Raw genomic sequence first — 18,087 nt, forward strand, 5'->3', positions numbered from 1 at the left:
GCGCCTCGGCGCCGGCGGCGTCCGTTTGGTGGACGTCCGGCTTCGGATGCCGAAGCGATCGATCGCGCCCCGACGCATTGGCGGAGCGCAGGCCCGTGACCAAGATCCCGACCACAGTCATCACCGGCTTTCTCGGCTCCGGCAAGACCACGCTCATTCGTCATCTGCTGCACAACGCCGGCGGGCGGCGCCTCGCGGTGATCGTCAACGAGTTCGGCGACATCGGCGTCGACGGGGACATTCTGCGCGGCTGCGGCGCCGACGCCTGCGCGGAGGAGGACATCGTCGAGCTCGCCAATGGCTGCATCTGCTGCACCGTGGCCGATGATTTTCTGCCGACGATGACGAAGCTGCTGGAGCGGGCCGATCCGCCCGAGCATATATTGATCGAGACCAGCGGCCTCGCTCTGCCCAAGCCGCTGCTGAAAGCCTTCGCCTGGCCGGATGTGCGCACGCGCGCGACCGTCGACGGCGTGATCGTCGTCATCGACGCGGCGGCGGTGGCCGCAGGGCGTTTCGCGCCGGACGAAGCGGCGCTCGCCGCTCTGCGCGCGCAAGATCCCAATCTCGACCATGAGACGCCGCTCGAGGAATTGTTCGAGGAGCAGCTCGGATCGGCCGATCTCGTCGTGCTCAACAAGACCGATCTTCTCGACGCCGCCGAGCTCGCCGCGGTCGAGCGGGACGTGCTTGCGGCGGCGCGCGCGGGCGTGGTCGCGATGCGCGCCTGCGAGGGCCGGCTGCATCCTTCCGCTCTGCTCGGCCTCGGCCTCTCAGCCGAGGACGATCTCGACAGCCGGCCGTCGCACCATGAAGCGGAGGCGGATCATGATCACGATGATTTCACGAGCTTCGTGCTGCATGCCGGCGCGATCGAAGCCGCCGAGCCGCTCGCCGCGCGTCTTGGCGACATCCTCGCGCGCCATGACGTGCTGCGCCTCAAGGGCGTCGTCGCCGTGCGCGGCAAGCCGGCGCGGCTCATCGTGCAGGCCGTCGGACCGCGCGTCGAAACCTATTATGATCGCCGCTGGCGCGAGGACGAATCGCGCATGAGCCGCCTCGTCGTCATCGGCGAGAAGGGGTTTGCGCGCGAGAACATCGAGGCGGCGCTGATCGCGGCGCTCGTCTGATGCATCTGCTGGCGATCCAGCAGGGCCAGCTCGTTCCGGGCGACGAGGCCGTCGATCTCGGCCAGACGCCCGGCGCCATCGTCGTGCTCTCGGCCGCCGACAGCGATCTGTCCTGCCTCGCCGCGGCGGCGGCGCGTCGTCCGGCCGATGCGCCGAGCCTGCGCCTCGCCAATCCGCTCGGCCTCGCGCATCCGTTGTCGGTCGATCTCTATGTCGAGAAAATAATCGCGTCGGCGCGCTGCGTCTGCGTGCGCCTGCTCGGCGGGCGCAGCTATTGGCCTTACGGTCTCGATGAGATCGCGCGTGTCTGCCGGGAGCGCGGCGTCGCCTTCGCCGCGCTGCTCTCCGATGACGCCGACGATCCGGAATCGGAGGCGCTGTCGACAATTCCCGTCGCCGAGCGGCGGCGGCTGCTCGCTTATCTCATCGAGGGCGGCGCCGACAACGCCCGTAATTTCTTGAGCCATGCGGCGTATCTCATCGGCGCGGCGCCGATCGCGCCGCCGCCGCGGCCGATGCCGGAGGCGGGGCTCTATCGGCCGGGCGCGGGCGTCGTCGGAGTGGATGATATCGTACGGAATGGCGCGCCGGTCGCGGCGCTGGTCTTCTATCGCCATATGGTGGCGTCGGGCGCGACCGCGGCGATCGACGCGCTCTGCGACGCGTTGGCGCGCGCGGGCCTCGATCCGCTGCCGATCTTCGCGCCGAGCCTCAAGAATCCGTTCGCTCGCAGCTTGATCGCGGATCTGTTCGAGCGGCTGCGTCCCGCCGTCATTCTCAACGCCACCGCTTTCGCCGCCTCGGCGCCGGGCGAGGAGCGGCGCGGCGGACCGTTCGACGCGGCGGACGCCGCCGTGCTGCAAGCCGTGATGGCGGCGTCGAGCGAGGAGGCGTGGCGCGCCGACGCGCGCGGACTGGGCGCGCGCGATCTAGCGATGAATGTCGCGCTTCCGGAGGTCGACGGACGCATTCTCGCCGGCGCCGCCGCCTTCAAGGCGCAAACGCGCTTCGACGCGCTCACGCAATGTCCCGTGATCGAGCATGCGCCGGCGCAGGAGAATATACCGCACATCGCCGCAATGGCGGCCGGCTGGGCGCGGCTGCGCGCGGCGCCGGCGCAAGCGCGCCGCATCGCCATCATCCTCGCCAATTATCCCAATCGCGACGGCCGACTCGCCAATGGCGTCGGCCTCGACACGCCGGAAAGCGCGATCACGATTCTCGAGGCCATGGCGGCGGAAGGCTATGACGTCGCGGGTCGCCCGCAGAGCGCGCGCGCCTTGATGGACGCGCTGCTCGCGGGGCCGACCAATGCGCCGGGCGAGCGCGATGCGACCGAAGCCGTGCTGTCATTGGATGATTACGAAAGCTTCTTCGCGACGCTGCCGGAAGCAATGCGCAGCACGATCATGGAGCGCTGGGGCGCGCCGGAGCGCGATCCTTTCTTCGCGCGCGGCGGCTTTCGCCTCGCCATTCATCGCTATGGCGCCGTGGTCGTCGGCGTGCAGCCGGCGCGCGGCTACAATATCGATCCCAAGGGCAGCTATCACGATCCGGCGCTGCCGCCGCCGCATGGCTATCTCGCCTTCTACGCCTGGCTGCGGCGCGATTTCGATGCGCATGCCATCGTGCATCTCGGCAAGCATGGCAATCTCGAATGGCTGCCCGGCAAAGCGCTGGCGCTGTCCGCGTCCTGCTTTCCGCGCGCCATCGCCGGCGCGATTCCGCAGCTCTATCCGTTCATCGTCAATGATCCGGGCGAAGGTTCACAGGCCAAGCGGCGCATCGGCGCGGTCATCGTCGATCATTTGACGCCGCCGCTGACGCGCGCGGAGAGCTATGGGCCGCTGAAGGCGCTCGAGGCGCTGGTCGATGAATATTATGCGGCCTCCGGCATGGATCGGCGCCGGCTCGCGCCGCTGAAGGCGGAGATTTTGGATCTCGCGCGATCGCACGGCCTCGACCGCGACGCCGGCGTCGCCGGCGTCGATGACGACGAGGCGCTGTCGACGCTCGACAATTATCTCTGCGAGCTGAAGGAAATGCAGATCCGCGACGGGCTGCATGTGTTCGGCCGCTCGCCCGAGGGGCGGCTGCGCACAGATCTCCTCGTCGCGCTCGCGCGCACGCCGCGCCGACATGGCGAAGGCGGCGACGCCTCGCTGATCCGCAGCCTCGCGCAGGATCTCGGTCTCGGTCTCGATTTCGATCCGCTCGACTGTCGCCTCGGCGAGACATGGAGCGGCGCGCGTCCCGCGGCGCTAGCGGCGCAGAGCGGCGACGCATGGCGCACATGCGGCGACACGGTGGAGCGTCTCGAGCTTCTGGCCGTCGAGCTCGTCGCGAGGACGCGCGCGCCAGAGGCCGGCTGGACGCGCACGCGCGCCGTGCTCGACGCCATCGACGACACGCTGGCGCCGCGCGTGAACGCTTGCGGCGCGGCGGAGATCGACGCGCTCATGCGGGGGCTCTCCGGTCGCTTCGTCGCGCCCGGCCCCTCCGGCGCGCCGACGCGCGGGCGGCCCGATGTGCTGCCGACCGGCCGCAATTTCTACTCCGTCGACACGCGCGCCGTGCCGACGCCGACCGCCTGGCGGCTCGGCTTCGCCTCGGCGCAGCGGCTCTGCGAAGATCATCTGCAGCGCAGCGGCGAACCATTGCGCGCGGTCGCGCTATCGGCCTGGGGCACGGCGAATATGCGCACCGGCGGCGACGACATTGCGCAAGCCCTCGCGTTGATGGGCGTGCGTCCGCAGTGGCACGCGGCCTCCGGCCGCGTCACCGGCTTCGAGGTTCTGCCGCTCGCCATGCTCGGTCGCTCGCGCGTCGATGTGACGATGCGCGTCTCCGGCTTCTTCCGCGACGCCTTCATCGATCAAATCGCGCTGATCGACGCCGCGGCGCGCGCGGTGATGGCGCTCGACGAGGAGGAGGAGGACAATCCCGCCGCCGCGCGCTTCGCGCGCGAGACCGCCGCCGGCGCGAGCGCCCGCCGCGCCTCGGCGCGCGTGTTCGGCGCGCAGCCCGGCGCCTATGGCGCGGGATTGCAGGCGATGATCGACGAAAAGCTGTGGCGCGAGCGCCGCGACCTCGCCGAAGCCTTTCTCCTCTGGGGCCGCTACGCCTATGGCGACGGCCTCGACGGAGAAGAAAATCATGCGGCGCTGGAGACGCGGCTCGCGCAGGTCGACGCTGTCGTTCACAATCAGGACAATCGCGAGCACGACCTTCTCGACTCGGATGATTATTATCAATTCGAAGGCGGGCTCTCCGCCGCGGTCGAAGCGATCACAGGCAGGGCGCCGATCGTCTATCACAATGATCATTCGCGGCCCGAGCGGCCGATCATCCGTACATTGGACGAAGAGATCGCCCGCGTCATTCGCGCGCGCGTCGTCAATCCCAAATGGATCGCCGGCGCGATGCGCCATGGCTACAAGGGCGCTTTCGAGATCGCCGCCTCGGTCGATTATCTCTACGCCTTCGCCGCGACGACGGGAGCGGTGAAGGATCATCATTTCGATCTCGTCTATCAAGCCTTCATCGAGGATGAGACCGTGCGCGGCTTCATGGCCGACGCCAATCCCCATGCGCTGCGCGAAGCCTGCGCGCGCCTCGAGGAAGCGATCGAGCGCGGCTTGTGGAAGCCGCGATCCAACAGCGCCGGCGCGCGGCTGGCGGAGCTCAGGGGAGACAGCGATGAGCGAGACCGATGACCGACACAGCGAGAAGATGCGCAAGATACAGGCGGCGCGCGCGAAGATCATGGCCGGCAAGACCATCGAGCGCGGCCTCGTCATCGTCCATACGGGCGCGGGCAAGGGCAAGTCGACCGCGGCCTTCGGCATGGTCTGCCGCATGATCGGCCATGGCCGGCGCGTCGCCATCGTTCAATTCATCAAAGGCGCGATGCAGACGGGCGAGAAGGCGGTGTTCGACGCTTTTCCCGATCAAGTCGAGTTCCGCCCCATGGGCGAGGGCTTCACCTGGGACACGCAGGACCGCGCGCGCGACATTGCGACGGCGACGGCGGCCTGGCATGTGGCGAAGGCGCGCATTCTCGATCCCGAAATCGACATGGTCGTCTGCGACGAGCTCAATGTCGCCCTGCGCTATGATTATGCGCCGCTGGACGATGTGTTGGCGACCTTGCAGGACAAGCCGCAATCGAAGCATGTCGTGATCACCGGACGCAATGCGCCGGACGAGCTGATCGCGCGCGCCGATCTCGTGACCGAGATGACGCTGGTGAAGCATCCGTTTCGCAGCGGCGTGAAAGCGCAGGAGGGAATCGAGTTTTGATGCGAGGATGACTCGCATAAACAGCGCCCTCATCCTGAGGCGCTTTTTGCGGGACGCAAAAAGCCTCGAAGGATGTTCCAGAAGGCGCGGAGGCTCATCCTTCGAGACGGCTCCTTCGGAGCCTCCTCAGGATGAGGGGATGGTTGCCGCTCAACGCCCCATCGCGCGTGCGGCTTCCGCCTGCAATCGCTCCAGCGCGTCCGGATAGGACGGGCCGCCGCAGACGGTGAAGGCGGCGGGCACATGCAAGCGCCGCGCGGCGGGAACGGCGCGCGCCAGCGCCGGATGCTCGAGCACGAGCTCGCCCTGGTCCTGCCCCTCGCCGCCGGCGTTGCTGACGACGAGATAATCGGGACGCCGAGCAATGATCTCCTCGAGCGACAGGCGTCCGATCTTCCCGCCATTGAGCCTTCGCGCGAGATTGTCGAGACCGGCGCGGCTCATCAGATCGTCCATCAGCGTGCCCGGCCCCGTCAGATAGCCGCCGCGCTGATAATGCGCGGCGATTCCGCCGATCGGTCGTTGTCCCGCCGCGGCGACGCGCGTTTGCATCGCGCGCGCCAGCGCTTCGCCACGCTCGCTCTGGCCGATCGCCGCGGCGATGCGGCGCGTCTCCTCGACCACCTCCGCGAAGGAATTGGCCGGCTTCAAGGAGAGGATCTCGACCTTGCCCTTCAGCAGAGCGAGATCGTCGGCGCGTCGATAGGGATTGGTGATCACGAGCCCCGGCCGCAGCGCCAGCACCGCTTCGACCTCACCCTTGGTCACGGGATAGTCTTTCGCGGCTTCCGCGTAATAGGAGAGGCTCGGATCGCGCGAGAAATGCGTGAGCGCGGCGATCTGCGACTTGTCGGCGAGCGCGATCAGATATTGATCGGCGCAGGCGTTGAGCGAGACGATGCGGCTCGGCGCTTCGTCCGCCGCGCCGGCGCGCACCGAGCCGGAGCAGAGAAGCGCGGCGGCGGCGACCGCTCGCGCCGTTCGCTTGCGTCGTCGATCCGGTTTCGTGGTCATGTCGTTTCGCTGCTCGTCGATCGACGCTGATCGGACCGGACGCGATCTCCCGCCAATGATGCTCGAACAGCTCGCGCAGCGACTGCTCCAGGCTCGGGAGTCATCGCGTCGATGTAGTGGCCGAATTCGAAATAAGTCAAGACCGAGGCGATCTGCGTGTGGAGGCGCGTGGCGCCGCCGAAAAGTCGCGCCCCATCATGCGGCGGCCTCGCGCCAACCGCGAAGAGAAGCGAATGACCCAGGGAAGCGACATCGGCAAAAAGGAGAATTACGATTGCGACAGGACGGCTCGACACCAACGACTCCAATCGGAGAAGGCTCTAAGCCTCGACAGCCCAGCTGGGTAGAACCATCAATTCGCATCATTCAACGGCTCAAAAGGCCGAAAATACAGCGCGAGAAGGATTTGAGCTCGGCGCTCGACGCTCGATGCTCGCGCTCGAACCAAAGAACGATCTGAATTCACGGGTGTTCGAGAAATCTTCGCCATCCCGTCACGCGCCGCTCGCCCAGAGTCCAGGCGGCTCCATTTCCCGAAGCTATCCAGTCCGGCGCAAGCTCTCAGTCATATTCTAATAGCGCTTAAATCCTGCGTCGCGCGGACGACGTCGGCGCGGGCAAAGGTGGGTGCGGCTTGACAGGGCAATTCACTTCGATCCGGCGTGACGCTACGCTCTTTCCGCCGCAAGGCTCGACCAGAAACGCCACCGACGCCGCCAAGCTCGGTTTTCTTCTCGCCACGGGCGGCGATGAGCGTATCGCGATCGATGGCGTATCGCGCCGCAATCGCTACGGGGTCTCGCCGGAGCCCGGAGTCGACGAAATCTTCTTCTCCTCCTCCACAGCGTCGTCGACCTCGCCGATAGGCTTCAAAGCCGCGCTCGACGCATGGCGCGCCCTCAAGGATGGAGCCAACGCCGCAGACTGGTTCGAGACATTGCGCGTCCGCATCCGCCGCGCCTATGGAACGCCGGACTGCGACGTTGTTCTCGCGCCCTCCGGGACGGAAACGGAATATCTCGCGCTTGCTCTCGCGTTGAACGCTGTTCCAGGACCTTTGACGAATCTCGTCGTCGCGCCAGAGGAAACCGGTCGTGGCGTGTCGCTCGCCGCACATGGCGCGCATTTTTTATCGACCGGGCCATTTCGCCGCGAGGCGACGCCCGGAAGGCGTCTGCCAGGACTGGAAAGAGCCGACATAGAAGTCGAGCCCATAGAAATACGCGAGGGCTCTGGATGTCTGCGTGACCCAGAATGTATAGACGAAGATGCTTTGCGCGTCGCCACTGAGGCTCTGGCCAGGGGCCGTAGCCTTTTGGTTCATCATCTTGCCGTTTCGAAAACGGGCCAGAGCGGCCTCGCTCTCCACGCGATCAATCGCATCTGCTCTCTTGCGCCCGAGAGGGTGACGGTGATTGCCGACTGCTGCCAGCTGCGCTCGACGCCTCGGCAAGTTCGCGCGTTGCTGGATTGCGGCTTTCTCGTCGCCGTGACCGGATCGAAATTTGCCGGCGGACCTCCTTTTTGCGGCGCGTTGCTGATACCGGCCGCCTTCACGGCGAAGCTTCGAGGATCGAGCGTTCCGAAAGGCCTGTGGGCCCATAGCTCGCCTCTCGATTGGCCCATGACATTGCGTGTGCGGCTCGGTCACCATTCACAAGCCGAGGCCAACTTCGGCCTCGGCTTGCGCTGGGCCGCAGCGCTCGTCGAGATCGAGCGCTTTCTCGCTGTTCCATCTATCATTGCGCAGCGCGCGCAGGCGCGATTCAAGGGCGAGGTGTTGGAACTCGTCGGCGCCTGTCCTAGTCTCGCTGCAGTAGTGGATGAGCGCTCGAGGGAGGATTTCGCCGACACGATCATCCCAATCAAAGCGCGTGGCGTCGGTGGCGATTTCCTAAACGATGCAGAGCTGCTAAAGCTCAAGAGCGCTCTGCTCGCTCCGCTGCTCCACGGCCCAGCCGAATTGCAGCGCGCTATTCATGTGGGCCAGCCCGTGACGATCGGCACGAGCTCGGCGCTACGCGTGTGCATGAGCGCGCCGATAATCTCGGATTTCTCGGAACGTCTCGAGGGCGGGGAAGCATTCGACGCGGCCTTCGAGCCGATCAGCAGCGATTTGCGGCTCTTGTTCGAGAAGCTCCGCCGGATCATGGCCTGCGAGAGGCGCCGCGACGCATGAGCGAGAGCTTCCGCACCCCTGCGTCGGACGATGGCGAGCTTTTGGGCGTCGCGACATTGTGTCGCGCCTTTATGGCCGGCGACGAATTGCCCAAAATCTACGACCGACTGACCGCCCGGCTGGAGCGGGATCCGAATGACGCCTATGCGATGCTGGATCTCTCGATGATCGCACATTTGCTGGGCGACAAGGAAGCGCACCTTCGACTGCAAAGACAGGCGCTCTCGCAGCAACGTATTTTTTCGCTCGCCGGATCGCAGCCCCGAAACCAAGTGCGGCTGCTCGCTATCGTCACAGCGGGCGATTTCATGTCGAATACGCCGCTGGAGTTTCTGGTCGAAGATGGCCCGATTGCGCTCCATTATCTTTATGTCGCGTCGGACCAGGCGCTTCCGCATCCGTTGCCGGACCATGACGTCGCATTCGTCGCTGTCGCCGAAAGCGATCGCAATCGTGGGGTTCTGGAACAGCTCGATAGGGCGGTCGAGACATGGCCGCGACCTTTGCTCAATCGCCCTAGCGCGATCGCGCGACTGACCCGTGATGGCGCCTTTCGGCTGCTATACGACACGCCGGGGCTCGTCTATCCCGTCAATGCGGCGGTCACACGCGCCGCTCTGGAGGCTGTCGTCCGCGGCGAAACGGAAATCGAGGCTTTGCTCGACGGCGCTTCTTATCCGGTTCTTGCGCGCCCTCGCGGCACGCATGCGGGGGAAGGCCTCGTCAAGCTCGATGGCGTCTCAGCGCTCGCTGAATTTCTCGCAAACCAATCGGTCGATTCATTTTATTTGGCGCAATTCATTGACTACCGCAGCGCCGATGGGCTGTTCCGCAAATACCGCCTGCTGTTCATCGACGGCGCGCCTTATGCCGCGCACTTGGCGATTTCCAAGAACTGGATGATTCATTATCTCAACGCGGAAATGAATGACTGGAATCATCGCGCCGAGGAGGCGCTTTTCTTCGCGCGATTCGATGACGATTTCGCTGTTCGTCACCAAGCCGCGTTCACGGAAATGGCTCGGCGCATCGGACTCGACTACTTCATCATCGATTGCGGCGAAACGTCCGACGGCCGGCTGCTGCTTTTCGAAGTCGGTACGGCAATGATAGTGCATTCGCTGGATCCGGTCGCAGCATTTCCCTACAAGCAGCCACAGATGCGTAAATTGTTCGACGGTTTCATTGCCTATATATGCAAGCACGCGACCGACGATGGGAGATGCCGGACAACATCCCCTGAATAGGTATCCCTATTGCAGCGCATGAAGATGAGATCTGGCCCAGCCCGATTGCGCCAAAGGCGTCTCCGAGGCCGGCCTTCCGAGTGATCGGCGCCTGCTGGGTGTCGCGTCGAGGGCGAGACCGCCACGAGGGAGCTAAGGCGCAAACAGCAGCCGGTCGTGCGTGGTCGCTCAGGCGAGATCGGCCATCTGCCCGCGCGCGGCGGACCGCAGCAGCCGTTTCTCCGCCTCCCAGCGCGTCGCCGCGTCGAGATCGCCGAAAAACTCGATTTTGCCGCCGGCGAGCGCGGCGATGGGCAGGCCGTCGCGATAGAGCAGGCGGTTGCTGGTCAGCGCCGCGAGCTTTGCGCCCGGCGTCAGCACGCCGATGAGATTGAGCGGATCGGCCGCCGACAGCGAGACGAATGCGCCCGAGGCCGGCCGCCGGCGCAGCTCCCGCAACAGCCCCACCGCCTCCGGCAGCGCATATTGCTCGCCGGAGAAGCCGGCGACGAAGCGCCCGCCGCGAATATCGCCGCGCGCCTCCAGCCGGCGATAGACGCGCAACAGATCGCGCCAGGGCGGCAGCGCGCCCGCCTCGCGCGCCAGCAGCCGCCAGAACACGACGCCATAGCGACGCAATAGCGCCTGCGCCACATGCTCGACCGCCGCCATCCGGGCTTCCGAATTCGTCTCGGCGGCGGCGCGGCGGATCGGCGACCAGCGGCCTGCGCTCTCCATGCCGAAGGCGAGCACGCGGCCCCTGCGCAGCGCGCCGTCGATCGGCTTGCGCTTCTCGGACGGCACCAGCAGAGCCCGCAGCCCGCCGAAACTATCCGATGTCACGAGGCCGAGCGCGGCCAATTCGCCGAGCGCCGTCTCGAGCTCGGTGCGCAGCAGGCGCGAGGCCTCGGCCAGCTCGTCGAAGAACAGCGCGCCCTCTCTGCGCAGCGTCTCCAGCGCGGCGAGCGCGCGCGGGCTCGGCTGAGGCGCCTCGGCAGGGGCGGCGACCGACATCCAATCTCCGAGCCGGCGGCGCTCCACCAGAGCGATCGGCGAGCTGCGCACCGGCGCGCCGGCGCGGCCCTTGGCGGCGGGCGGGATCAGCCGCGCCCAGGCGATGCGGCCGGAAAGGCACAGACGATCGAGATAGGCCGGCTCATAGTCGCCGAGCCGCGCCGGCAGAATCTCCGTCTCCCAGGAGCCCGCCGGCGCCTCGAAGCCTTCGAGCGCCTCGAGCGCGGCGCCGAGCGCCTCCGGCCCCTCGAGCCGCGCATCCCCGGCGACATGCTGCCATTCGCAGAGGAAGCGCAGGAAGTCGCGCGCCGCCACCGGCTCGATCTCGGCGCGTAGGCGCTTGATGGTGTAGTGATGAATGCGCGCCAGCAGGCGGCGGTCGCACCATTGCGCCCCTTCGGCGCCCGGCAGAAAGCGCCCGCGCATGACCGCGCCCTCGGCCTCGAGCGCGAGCAGGGCGCCGGCGACATCCGAGGGCGAAAGGCCGAGCGCGGCGGCGAGCGCATGCTCCGTGACCGGCCCGAGCCCTTCGAGCCGGCCGCGCAGAATTTCGATCAGCGCCTGCTCCGCCGACCAGAGCTGCGCTTCGCCATCCGGCGGCGCGATTTGCGGCGCGAGCCGCGCCTTTGGCCAGAGCGCGCGCAACTGGCTCAGCCGCTCGGCGGCGATCCAGACGGCCGTGCGCTCCGTCTCGAAACGCGCGGCGCGCTTTTCTCGCGCGAGCGCGGCGAGCCAGCCCGACCATTCCGGCGCGGCGGCGACCTCGGCCTCGGCGAGGCAGCCGATCCACAGCAGCGCGTCATGCAATTCCTCGGCGTCGATCGGCTCGGGCCAGGCCTCCGATTTCACTCGCGCGATCGCCTCCGGATCGAGCCGGCCGAGATCGGAGGCGCTCTGCGGGTCCTGCCAGCGGCGCGCCATCACCGCCTGGGCGCGGCGCTCCTCGAGCGGCGCGTCGTCGAGGAAGGCGTAAGGCCGCGCCGAGAGAACCTCGAGAGCGAGCGGCGAGGGCTGTGTGAGATCGCAGGCGAGAACGCGCACATCGCCGGATTCCATCCGGCGCAGCAGCGCCTCGAGCCCGTCTATGTCCATCGCCTCGTGCAGGCAGTCCCAGATCGTCTGATCGGTCAGCGGATGCTCGGGAACCTCGCGCTCGCCGACGATATTCTCCGCGCAGGCGATCTGATCGGGAAACACCGCGGCGACGAGATCTTCCGCCTGCATGCGCAAAAATTGCGGCGGCGTCTTGCGCCCGCCCTGATAGCGCGGAATGGCCAGCGATATGCCCGCCGTCCAGCGCCAGCGCGTCATGAACATGGGCGCCGCGAGCATCGCCTGCACCAGCACGCCGCGCACGCTCGCCGAATGCAGATAGCGCGCGACCTCGGATAGCTCGAAGCTGTGCGCGGTGGTGAGCGACAACAGTATATTGTCCTCCGTCGCCGCCGCCTGCAGCTCGAAGTTGAACTTGCGGCAGAAGCGCTTGCGCAATGCGAGGCCGAAGGCGCGGTTGATGCGTCCGCCGAAAGGCGAATGCACGACGAGCTGCATGCCGCCGGCCTCGTCGAAGAAACGCTCCAGTATGAGCGTGTCCTGCGTCGGCAGCGCGCCCAATGCGCCGAAAGCGGCGGCAAGATAATCGACGAGCTGCTCCGCCGCCGGCGGCGCGACGCCGACCTCCTCCATCAACCAGCGCAGAGCGGCGGCGCCGCTCGCATCCTGACGCAGCCTCGACTCGATTTCGGCGCGCAGACGCGAGACGGAATGCGACAGCGCGTCGGTGCGCGCCGGCGCCTCGCCGAGCCAGAAGGGAATCGTCGGCGGCTGTCCCTGCGCGTCTTCGACGCGCAGCACGCCGCGCTCGACACGCTGCACGCGATAAGAGGCGTTGCCGAGCTGAAAAATATCGCCGGCCATGCTCTCGACGGCGAAATCCTCATGCACCGTGCCGACGATGTGGTTCTCCGGCTCCAGCAGAACCTGATAATCCGCGGTCTCGGGGATGGCGCCGCCCGAGGTCAGCGCCGTCATGCGCGCGCCGCGTCGGCCGCGCAGAATCTGATTGACGGCGTCGTGATGAATGAGCGCGCCGCGTCGGCCGCGCCGCGTCGCGAAGCCCTCGGCGAGCATGCGCACCACGGCGTCGAAATCGGCGCGCGTCAGCTCGCGAAACGGAAAGGCGCGGCGAAACCGCTCATAGAGCGCGGTCTCGGGCCAGTCCTGCGCCGCGACCTCGGCGACGATCTGCTGCGCCAGCACGTCGAGCGGATGCGGCGGAATGGCGAGGCGGTCGAGCTCGCCGCGGCGCACGCTGTCGAGCAGCGCCGCGCATTCGACGAGATCGTCGCGCGAGAGCGGAAACAGCCGCCCCTTGGGCAGGCCGCCGACGACATGGCCGGAGCGGCCGACGCGTTGCAGAAAGCCGGCGATGGAGCGCGGCGAGGCAATCTGACAGACGAGCGTCACATCGCCGATGTCGATTCCGAGCTCCAAAGACGCGGTGGCGACGAGGGCTTTCAATTCGCCGCGCTTCAGCCGCTGCTCGGCGGCGAGGCGATGTTCCTTCGCCATGCTGCCGTGATGCGCGGTGACCGCGGCGCCGCCGAGACGATCGGATAATTCGCGCGCGATGCGCTCGGCGAGGCGGCGCGTATTGACGAAGACGAGAGTGGTGCGATGCGCTTCGATCAGCGCGGCGAGGCGGTCATAGATCTGCGCCCACACCTCGGCGGACATCACCGCCTCGAGCGGCGCGTCGGGGATCTCGATCTCGAGATCGCGCGCGCGGTGATGGCCGGAGTCGACGATCGCTGGCTCGCCCGCTGCAGCGCCGACGAGGAACTGCGCCACTGTGGAAATCGGATTTTGCGTCGCCGACAGGCCGATGCGCGCGAGCTCGTCGCTGCAGAGCGCGGCGAGACGCTCCAGCGACAGCGAAAGATGCGCGCCGCGCTTGTTGGGCGCGACGGCGTGGATCTCGTCGACGATGACGGCGCGCGTCGTCGCCAGCGTCTTGCGGCCCGATTCCGAGCCGAGCAGCACATAGAGCGACTCCGGCGTGGTCACCAGAATATGCGGCGGACGCCGCCGCATGCGCGCGCGCTCGGCCGAGGGCGTGTCGCCGGTGCGCACCAGCGTGCGAATCTCGACGTCGGGCAGTCCGAGCAGAGACAGACGCTCGCGCACGCCGGCCAGCGGCGCCGCGAGATTGCGCTCGATGTCATTGGACAGAGCCTTGAGCGGCGACACATAGACGACGCGGGTCTCGTCGGAAAGCCGCCCCTCGAGCCCCAGGCGGACGAGATCGTCGATGGCCGCGAGAAAGGCGGCGAGAGTTTTTCCCGAGCCCGTCGGGGCCGCGATGAGAATATTTCGCCCCGATTTGATTTCCGGCCAAGCTTCGGCTTGCGCGGGCGTCGCATTGCGGAAATGATCGGCGAACCACGCCGAAACCGCCGGATGAAACAGCTGAGCGAAGGGCATGGGGGTCAGGGGGAACGAGGCCCGGCGGGGGCGACCGCGGTTCGGCGGGCCGAGGGCGAGATGTAATCCTCGCATCGAGACGATACAAGGCGAGAAGGCTCTATTGTCAGGACGAGGGTCGGGGATCTTATCCCTCACCCGATTCCCTTGGCTCCATTGTGAGCCTCGTGGACCGCGCGTAGTCGCGAAGCCTTCGACCGTCGCCGGCGCCGAGCCGGCGCGCGGCGGGCGACGCGCGGTCCCGTCATCATCATTGCCGGAGGGCGCCAGTGCGCAATAGCTTCATCGACATTTCTGCGCCGATCTATTTGGGTTTCGTCGTGCTCGCCGCCTCGCTGTTCGCGGCTTTCGCCTTCGTCGGCAAGCAGTCCTCCGAATATCGCGGCGTGCGGCAGCTGATCTCCGAACGCAGGATGCAGCGCGAGCTGCTGGTTTCGCTCCACGCGGCGGAATCGGGCCAGAGAGGCTTTCTGCTCACCGGCGATCGCTCTTATCTCGAGCCCTATGAGAAAGCCCGCGCCGAGATCGACGGGGATTTCGCATCGCTGGCGAGCTCGATGGGCGGCGAGAACGAGCGTGAGCGGCTCGCGGAGGTTCGCCGATGGGCCGAGGACGCGCTCGGCGAGCTGAAGAAGAGCCTCGATCTCGCGGCGGAGGGTCGTCGCGACGAGGCGGTGGCGATCATCAGCGACGGCCATGGCAAAGCGCTCATGGAGAAAATCCACGCCAGCCTCGAGGCGCTGGTCGCGCGCCAGCAGAAGCTCATCGACGACCAATCGCTCCATATCGAGCGCAGCGGCGGCCTTCTGCGGGTCGGCGCCGCAGTCGCGCTGGCGATGACGATGCTGGTCGGCGGCGCCGGGATCGCGCTGCTGCGCAGCCAGCTGCGCGCGCTCGCCGCGGCGCAGGACGAGCTGCGCTCCGCCAATGAGGCGCTGTCGGCCGAGGCGGCGCAGCGCGAGACGCTCGCCGAGCAATTGCGGCAGTCGCAGAAAATGGAGGCGATCGGCCAGCTCACCGGCGGTCTCGCCCATGACTTCAACAATATGCTCGCCGTCGTCATCGGCAGCGTCAATCTCGCCAAGCGGCGCCTAGCCGGCGTCGATCAGCCCGACGCGATGCGCTATCTCGACAGCGCGCTCGAAGGCGCCGAGCATGCGGCGACGCTGACGCATCGCCTGCTCGCCTTCTCGCGCCGCCAGCCGCTCGCGCCCGAGCCGATCGACCCCAACAAGATGGTGTCGGCCATGGCCGAGATGCTGCGCCGCACGCTCGGCGAGCCGGTGCGTCTCGAAGCGGTCTTCGCTGGAGGATTGTGGCGCGCTTTCGTCGATCCGAGCCAGCTCGAGATGACGATCCTCAATCTCGCGCTCAATGCGCGCGACGCCATGTCCGAGGGCGGCAAGCTCACCATCGAGACCAGCAACGCTTATCTCGACGAAGAATACGCCGCGCGCGAGGTCGGGATTCCGCCCGGTCAATATGTGCTCGTCGCCGTCACCGACACTGGAGCGGGCATGAGCCGCGAGGTGATCGAGCGCGCCTTCGATCCCTTTTTCACGACCAAGCCCGCCGGCCGCGGCACCGGCCTCGGGCTCAGCCAAGTCTATGGCTTTGTGCGGCAATCGGGCGGCCATGTGAAGATCTATTCCGAAGCCGGCCATGGCACGACGGTGAAGATCTATCTGCCGCGCCACCACGGCGCCGCGGAGGCCGCCGATGCGCCGGCGCCGGCGCGGGCGACGCCGCGCGGGGAGAAGCAGGAGACGATACTGGTCGTCGAGGATGATGCGCGCGTGCGCGCGCTCACGGCGGACACGCTGAAGGAGCTCGGCTACAGCGTGCTGGAGGCGGACGGCGCCGCAGCCGCTCTGCGCCAGCTCGACATGAATCGCAATGTCGATCTTCTGTTCACCGATGTGGTGATGCCGGGCGCCAATGGCCGTCATCTCGCCGATGAGGCGCGCCGGCGCCGGCCGCAGCTGCAGATCCTGTTCACCACCGGCTACACGCGCAACGCCGTCGTGCACAATGGCGTGCTCGATCCCGGCGTCGAGCTGATCGTGAAGCCCTATTCGATCGACCGGCTGGCGCGCAAGGTGCGCGACCTTCTCGATCGCCGCGAGCCGGGCGTGGAGGCGACCGGCCCGGGATTGAAAATTCTCGTCGTCGACGACGACATCGCCGTCGGCGAGGCCATGGCCGAGCTGCTGCGGCTCGACGGGCACGAGACGCGCATCGCCACCAGCGGCGAGGAGGCGATCGCGCTGGCGCAGAGCTTTCGGCCGGAGCTGGCGCTGCTCGATCTCAGCCTGCCGGGGATGAACGGCTATGATGTGGCGCGAGCGATTCGCGCCTCGCCGGATGGGCGGGAGATCGTGCTGGTCGCCTCCACCGGCTCCGGCGGCGAGACCGTGCGGCTGCGCTGCGAAGCCGCGGGCTTCGATCATCATCTCGTCAAGCCGACGGAACTCGACGCGCTGAAGCGGCTGATCGACGCACGCCGGCTCCGCCCCTCGCGCCCGGCGTGACGCTGTCCCATATGATCGCGTCTCAGCGTGGTCTGTCGAGCGAGCCTCGTCCGGGCCCGTCTCTCGTTATGGACAGCGACAATGGCGAAACCGGCGTCCGAGGTGCTGCGCATGGTCGTCGAGACCGCATTTGCGGCGCGAATGCTGGTTAGCGCCGCCGATGATCGCATCGTTTATGTCAATCGCGCCGCGGAGGACACGTTCGGCTATTCCTCCGACGAGCTCATCGACGCCGAGGTCGACATTCTGCTGCCGTCGCGCATGCGCGCGCTTCATCGCGAGCTGCGTCAGGCGTACTACCGCAGTCCGAGCCGCGTCCTGATCGGCCTCGACCGCGACATTTACGCTGTGCGCAAGAGCGGGGCCGAGTTTCCGGTGCATATCGGGCTCGCGCCGATCCAAGACGACAATGGCGCTCTGTTCGTCGCGGTCACGGTCTTCGATATTTCGCATCACAAGGAGATCGAGCGCCAGCTCGTCGAACGCGCGCATGAGCTCGAGCTCGCCAATGAGCGTCTCGCGCGCTTCGCTTATGTCGCCTCGCATGATCTGCAGGAGCCGTTGCGCAAGATCGCCGCTTTCGCGCAGATGATGGAGCGCGCGCTCGAGCGCAACGACCGCACCGAGGCCGTTCATGCGACCGAGGTGCTGCGCAGCTCCGCGCTGCGGGCGCGCGAGCTGGTCAATGGATTGCTCGCCTATTCGCGCCAGGTGTCGACGCCGCCGCGGTTGGAACGGCTCTTGCTGCGCGGAGAGATCGAAGCGGTGGTCTCGGATTTTTCCGAGCTCATTCGCCAGACCGGCGCGCAGATCGTCAACGAGGTCGCGGCCGGCGTGACGGTCGACGCGGACAAGGCTCAATTCGAGCGCTGTCTGTCGAGCCTTTTGTCGAACGCCATCAAATATCGCAAGCCGCAGCTCACGCCGCGCATCGTGTTCTCCGCGAAGGACGGGGACGAGCTGCACGTCTCCGTCGCCGACAATGGCATCGGCTTCGAACCCAAGCACGCCGAGGCGATTTTCGAGCCGCTGAAGCGCCTGCACAGCTTTTCGCAATATCCCGGCGCCGGAGTCGGCCTCGCCTTGTGCAAGGCCACATGCGAGCGGCATCATTGGCGGATCGAGGCCGTCTCGCAGCTCGGCGCCGGCGCGACCTTCACTCTATCCATTCCCCATGGGGAGACGGCGGCTCCGCGCGCGGCGTGAGG

At 67.1% G+C, this 18,087-nt stretch carries 9 protein-coding genes; 7 read left to right on the forward strand and 2 right to left on the reverse strand.

The genetic code is table 11. The annotated features are described in order from the left end of the window. Positions 1-95 precede the first annotated feature (95 nt). Genes cobW through cobO form a run of 3 tightly spaced genes read left to right on the forward strand, consistent with a single transcriptional unit; the run spans position 96 to position 5,432 of the window. Positions 96-1,130, forward strand: a complete 1,035-nt coding sequence (gene cobW, locus CQW49_RS17900; protein ID WP_003610288.1) for a cobalamin biosynthesis protein CobW — start codon at positions 96-98, stop codon at positions 1,128-1,130. After that, positions 1,130-4,846, forward strand: coding sequence for a cobaltochelatase subunit CobN (cobN, locus tag CQW49_RS17905; RefSeq protein WP_003610287.1), 3,717 nt, complete (start codon positions 1,130-1,132; stop codon positions 4,844-4,846). Before cobW ends, cobN begins: the two co-directional genes overlap by 1 nt. Beyond that, the gene (cobO, locus tag CQW49_RS17910) at positions 4,830-5,432 is read left to right on the forward strand and encodes a cob(I)yrinic acid a,c-diamide adenosyltransferase (RefSeq protein WP_003610285.1); all 603 of its coding nucleotides are present in this window, start codon (positions 4,830-4,832) and stop codon (positions 5,430-5,432) included. Before cobN ends, cobO begins: the two co-directional genes overlap by 17 nt. A gap of 150 nt (positions 5,433-5,582) precedes the next feature. On the opposite strand, the gene CQW49_RS17915 is transcribed toward cobO, so the two are convergent. Beyond that, positions 5,583-6,446, reverse strand: a complete 864-nt coding sequence (locus CQW49_RS17915; RefSeq protein WP_003610282.1) for an ABC transporter substrate-binding protein — start codon at positions 6,444-6,446, stop codon at positions 5,583-5,585. Positions 6,447-7,080: 634 nt separating this feature from the next. On the opposite strand from CQW49_RS17915, the gene CQW49_RS17920 reads away from it, so the two are divergent. Both CQW49_RS17920 and CQW49_RS17925 read left to right on the forward strand, forming a co-directional pair. Continuing rightward, a complete protein-coding gene (locus CQW49_RS17920) occupies positions 7,081-8,625 on the forward strand; it encodes a hypothetical protein (protein WP_003610279.1) in 1,545 nt (514 codons plus the stop codon). Then, positions 8,622-9,872: an ATP-grasp domain-containing protein gene (locus tag CQW49_RS17925; protein ID WP_003610277.1), complete on the forward strand. Its 1,251-nt coding sequence runs from the start codon at positions 8,622-8,624 to the stop codon at positions 9,870-9,872. The genes CQW49_RS17920 and CQW49_RS17925 overlap by 4 nt, the downstream gene beginning before the upstream one ends. Before the next feature lie 168 nt (positions 9,873-10,040). On the opposite strand, the gene CQW49_RS17930 is transcribed toward CQW49_RS17925, so the two are convergent. Next, positions 10,041-14,348, reverse strand: a complete 4,308-nt coding sequence (locus CQW49_RS17930) for a DEAD/DEAH box helicase (protein WP_003610276.1) — start codon at positions 14,346-14,348, stop codon at positions 10,041-10,043. A gap of 269 nt (positions 14,349-14,617) precedes the next feature. Between CQW49_RS17930 and CQW49_RS17935 the strand changes: the two genes are divergently transcribed. Together CQW49_RS17935 and CQW49_RS17940 are read left to right on the forward strand one after the other, a co-directional pair. Then, positions 14,618-16,879, forward strand: a complete 2,262-nt coding sequence (locus CQW49_RS17935) for a response regulator (protein ID WP_003610274.1) — start codon at positions 14,618-14,620, stop codon at positions 16,877-16,879. A gap of 81 nt (positions 16,880-16,960) precedes the next feature. Beyond that, positions 16,961-18,085 (forward strand): sensor histidine kinase, encoded by a 1,125-nt coding sequence (locus tag CQW49_RS17940; RefSeq protein ID WP_003610272.1) that lies wholly within the window; start codon positions 16,961-16,963, stop codon positions 18,083-18,085. The last annotated feature ends 2 nt before the right edge of the window (positions 18,086-18,087 follow it).

The organism is Methylosinus trichosporium OB3b (genome assembly GCF_002752655.1).
Classification (GTDB): domain Bacteria; phylum Pseudomonadota; class Alphaproteobacteria; order Rhizobiales; family Beijerinckiaceae; genus Methylosinus; species Methylosinus trichosporium.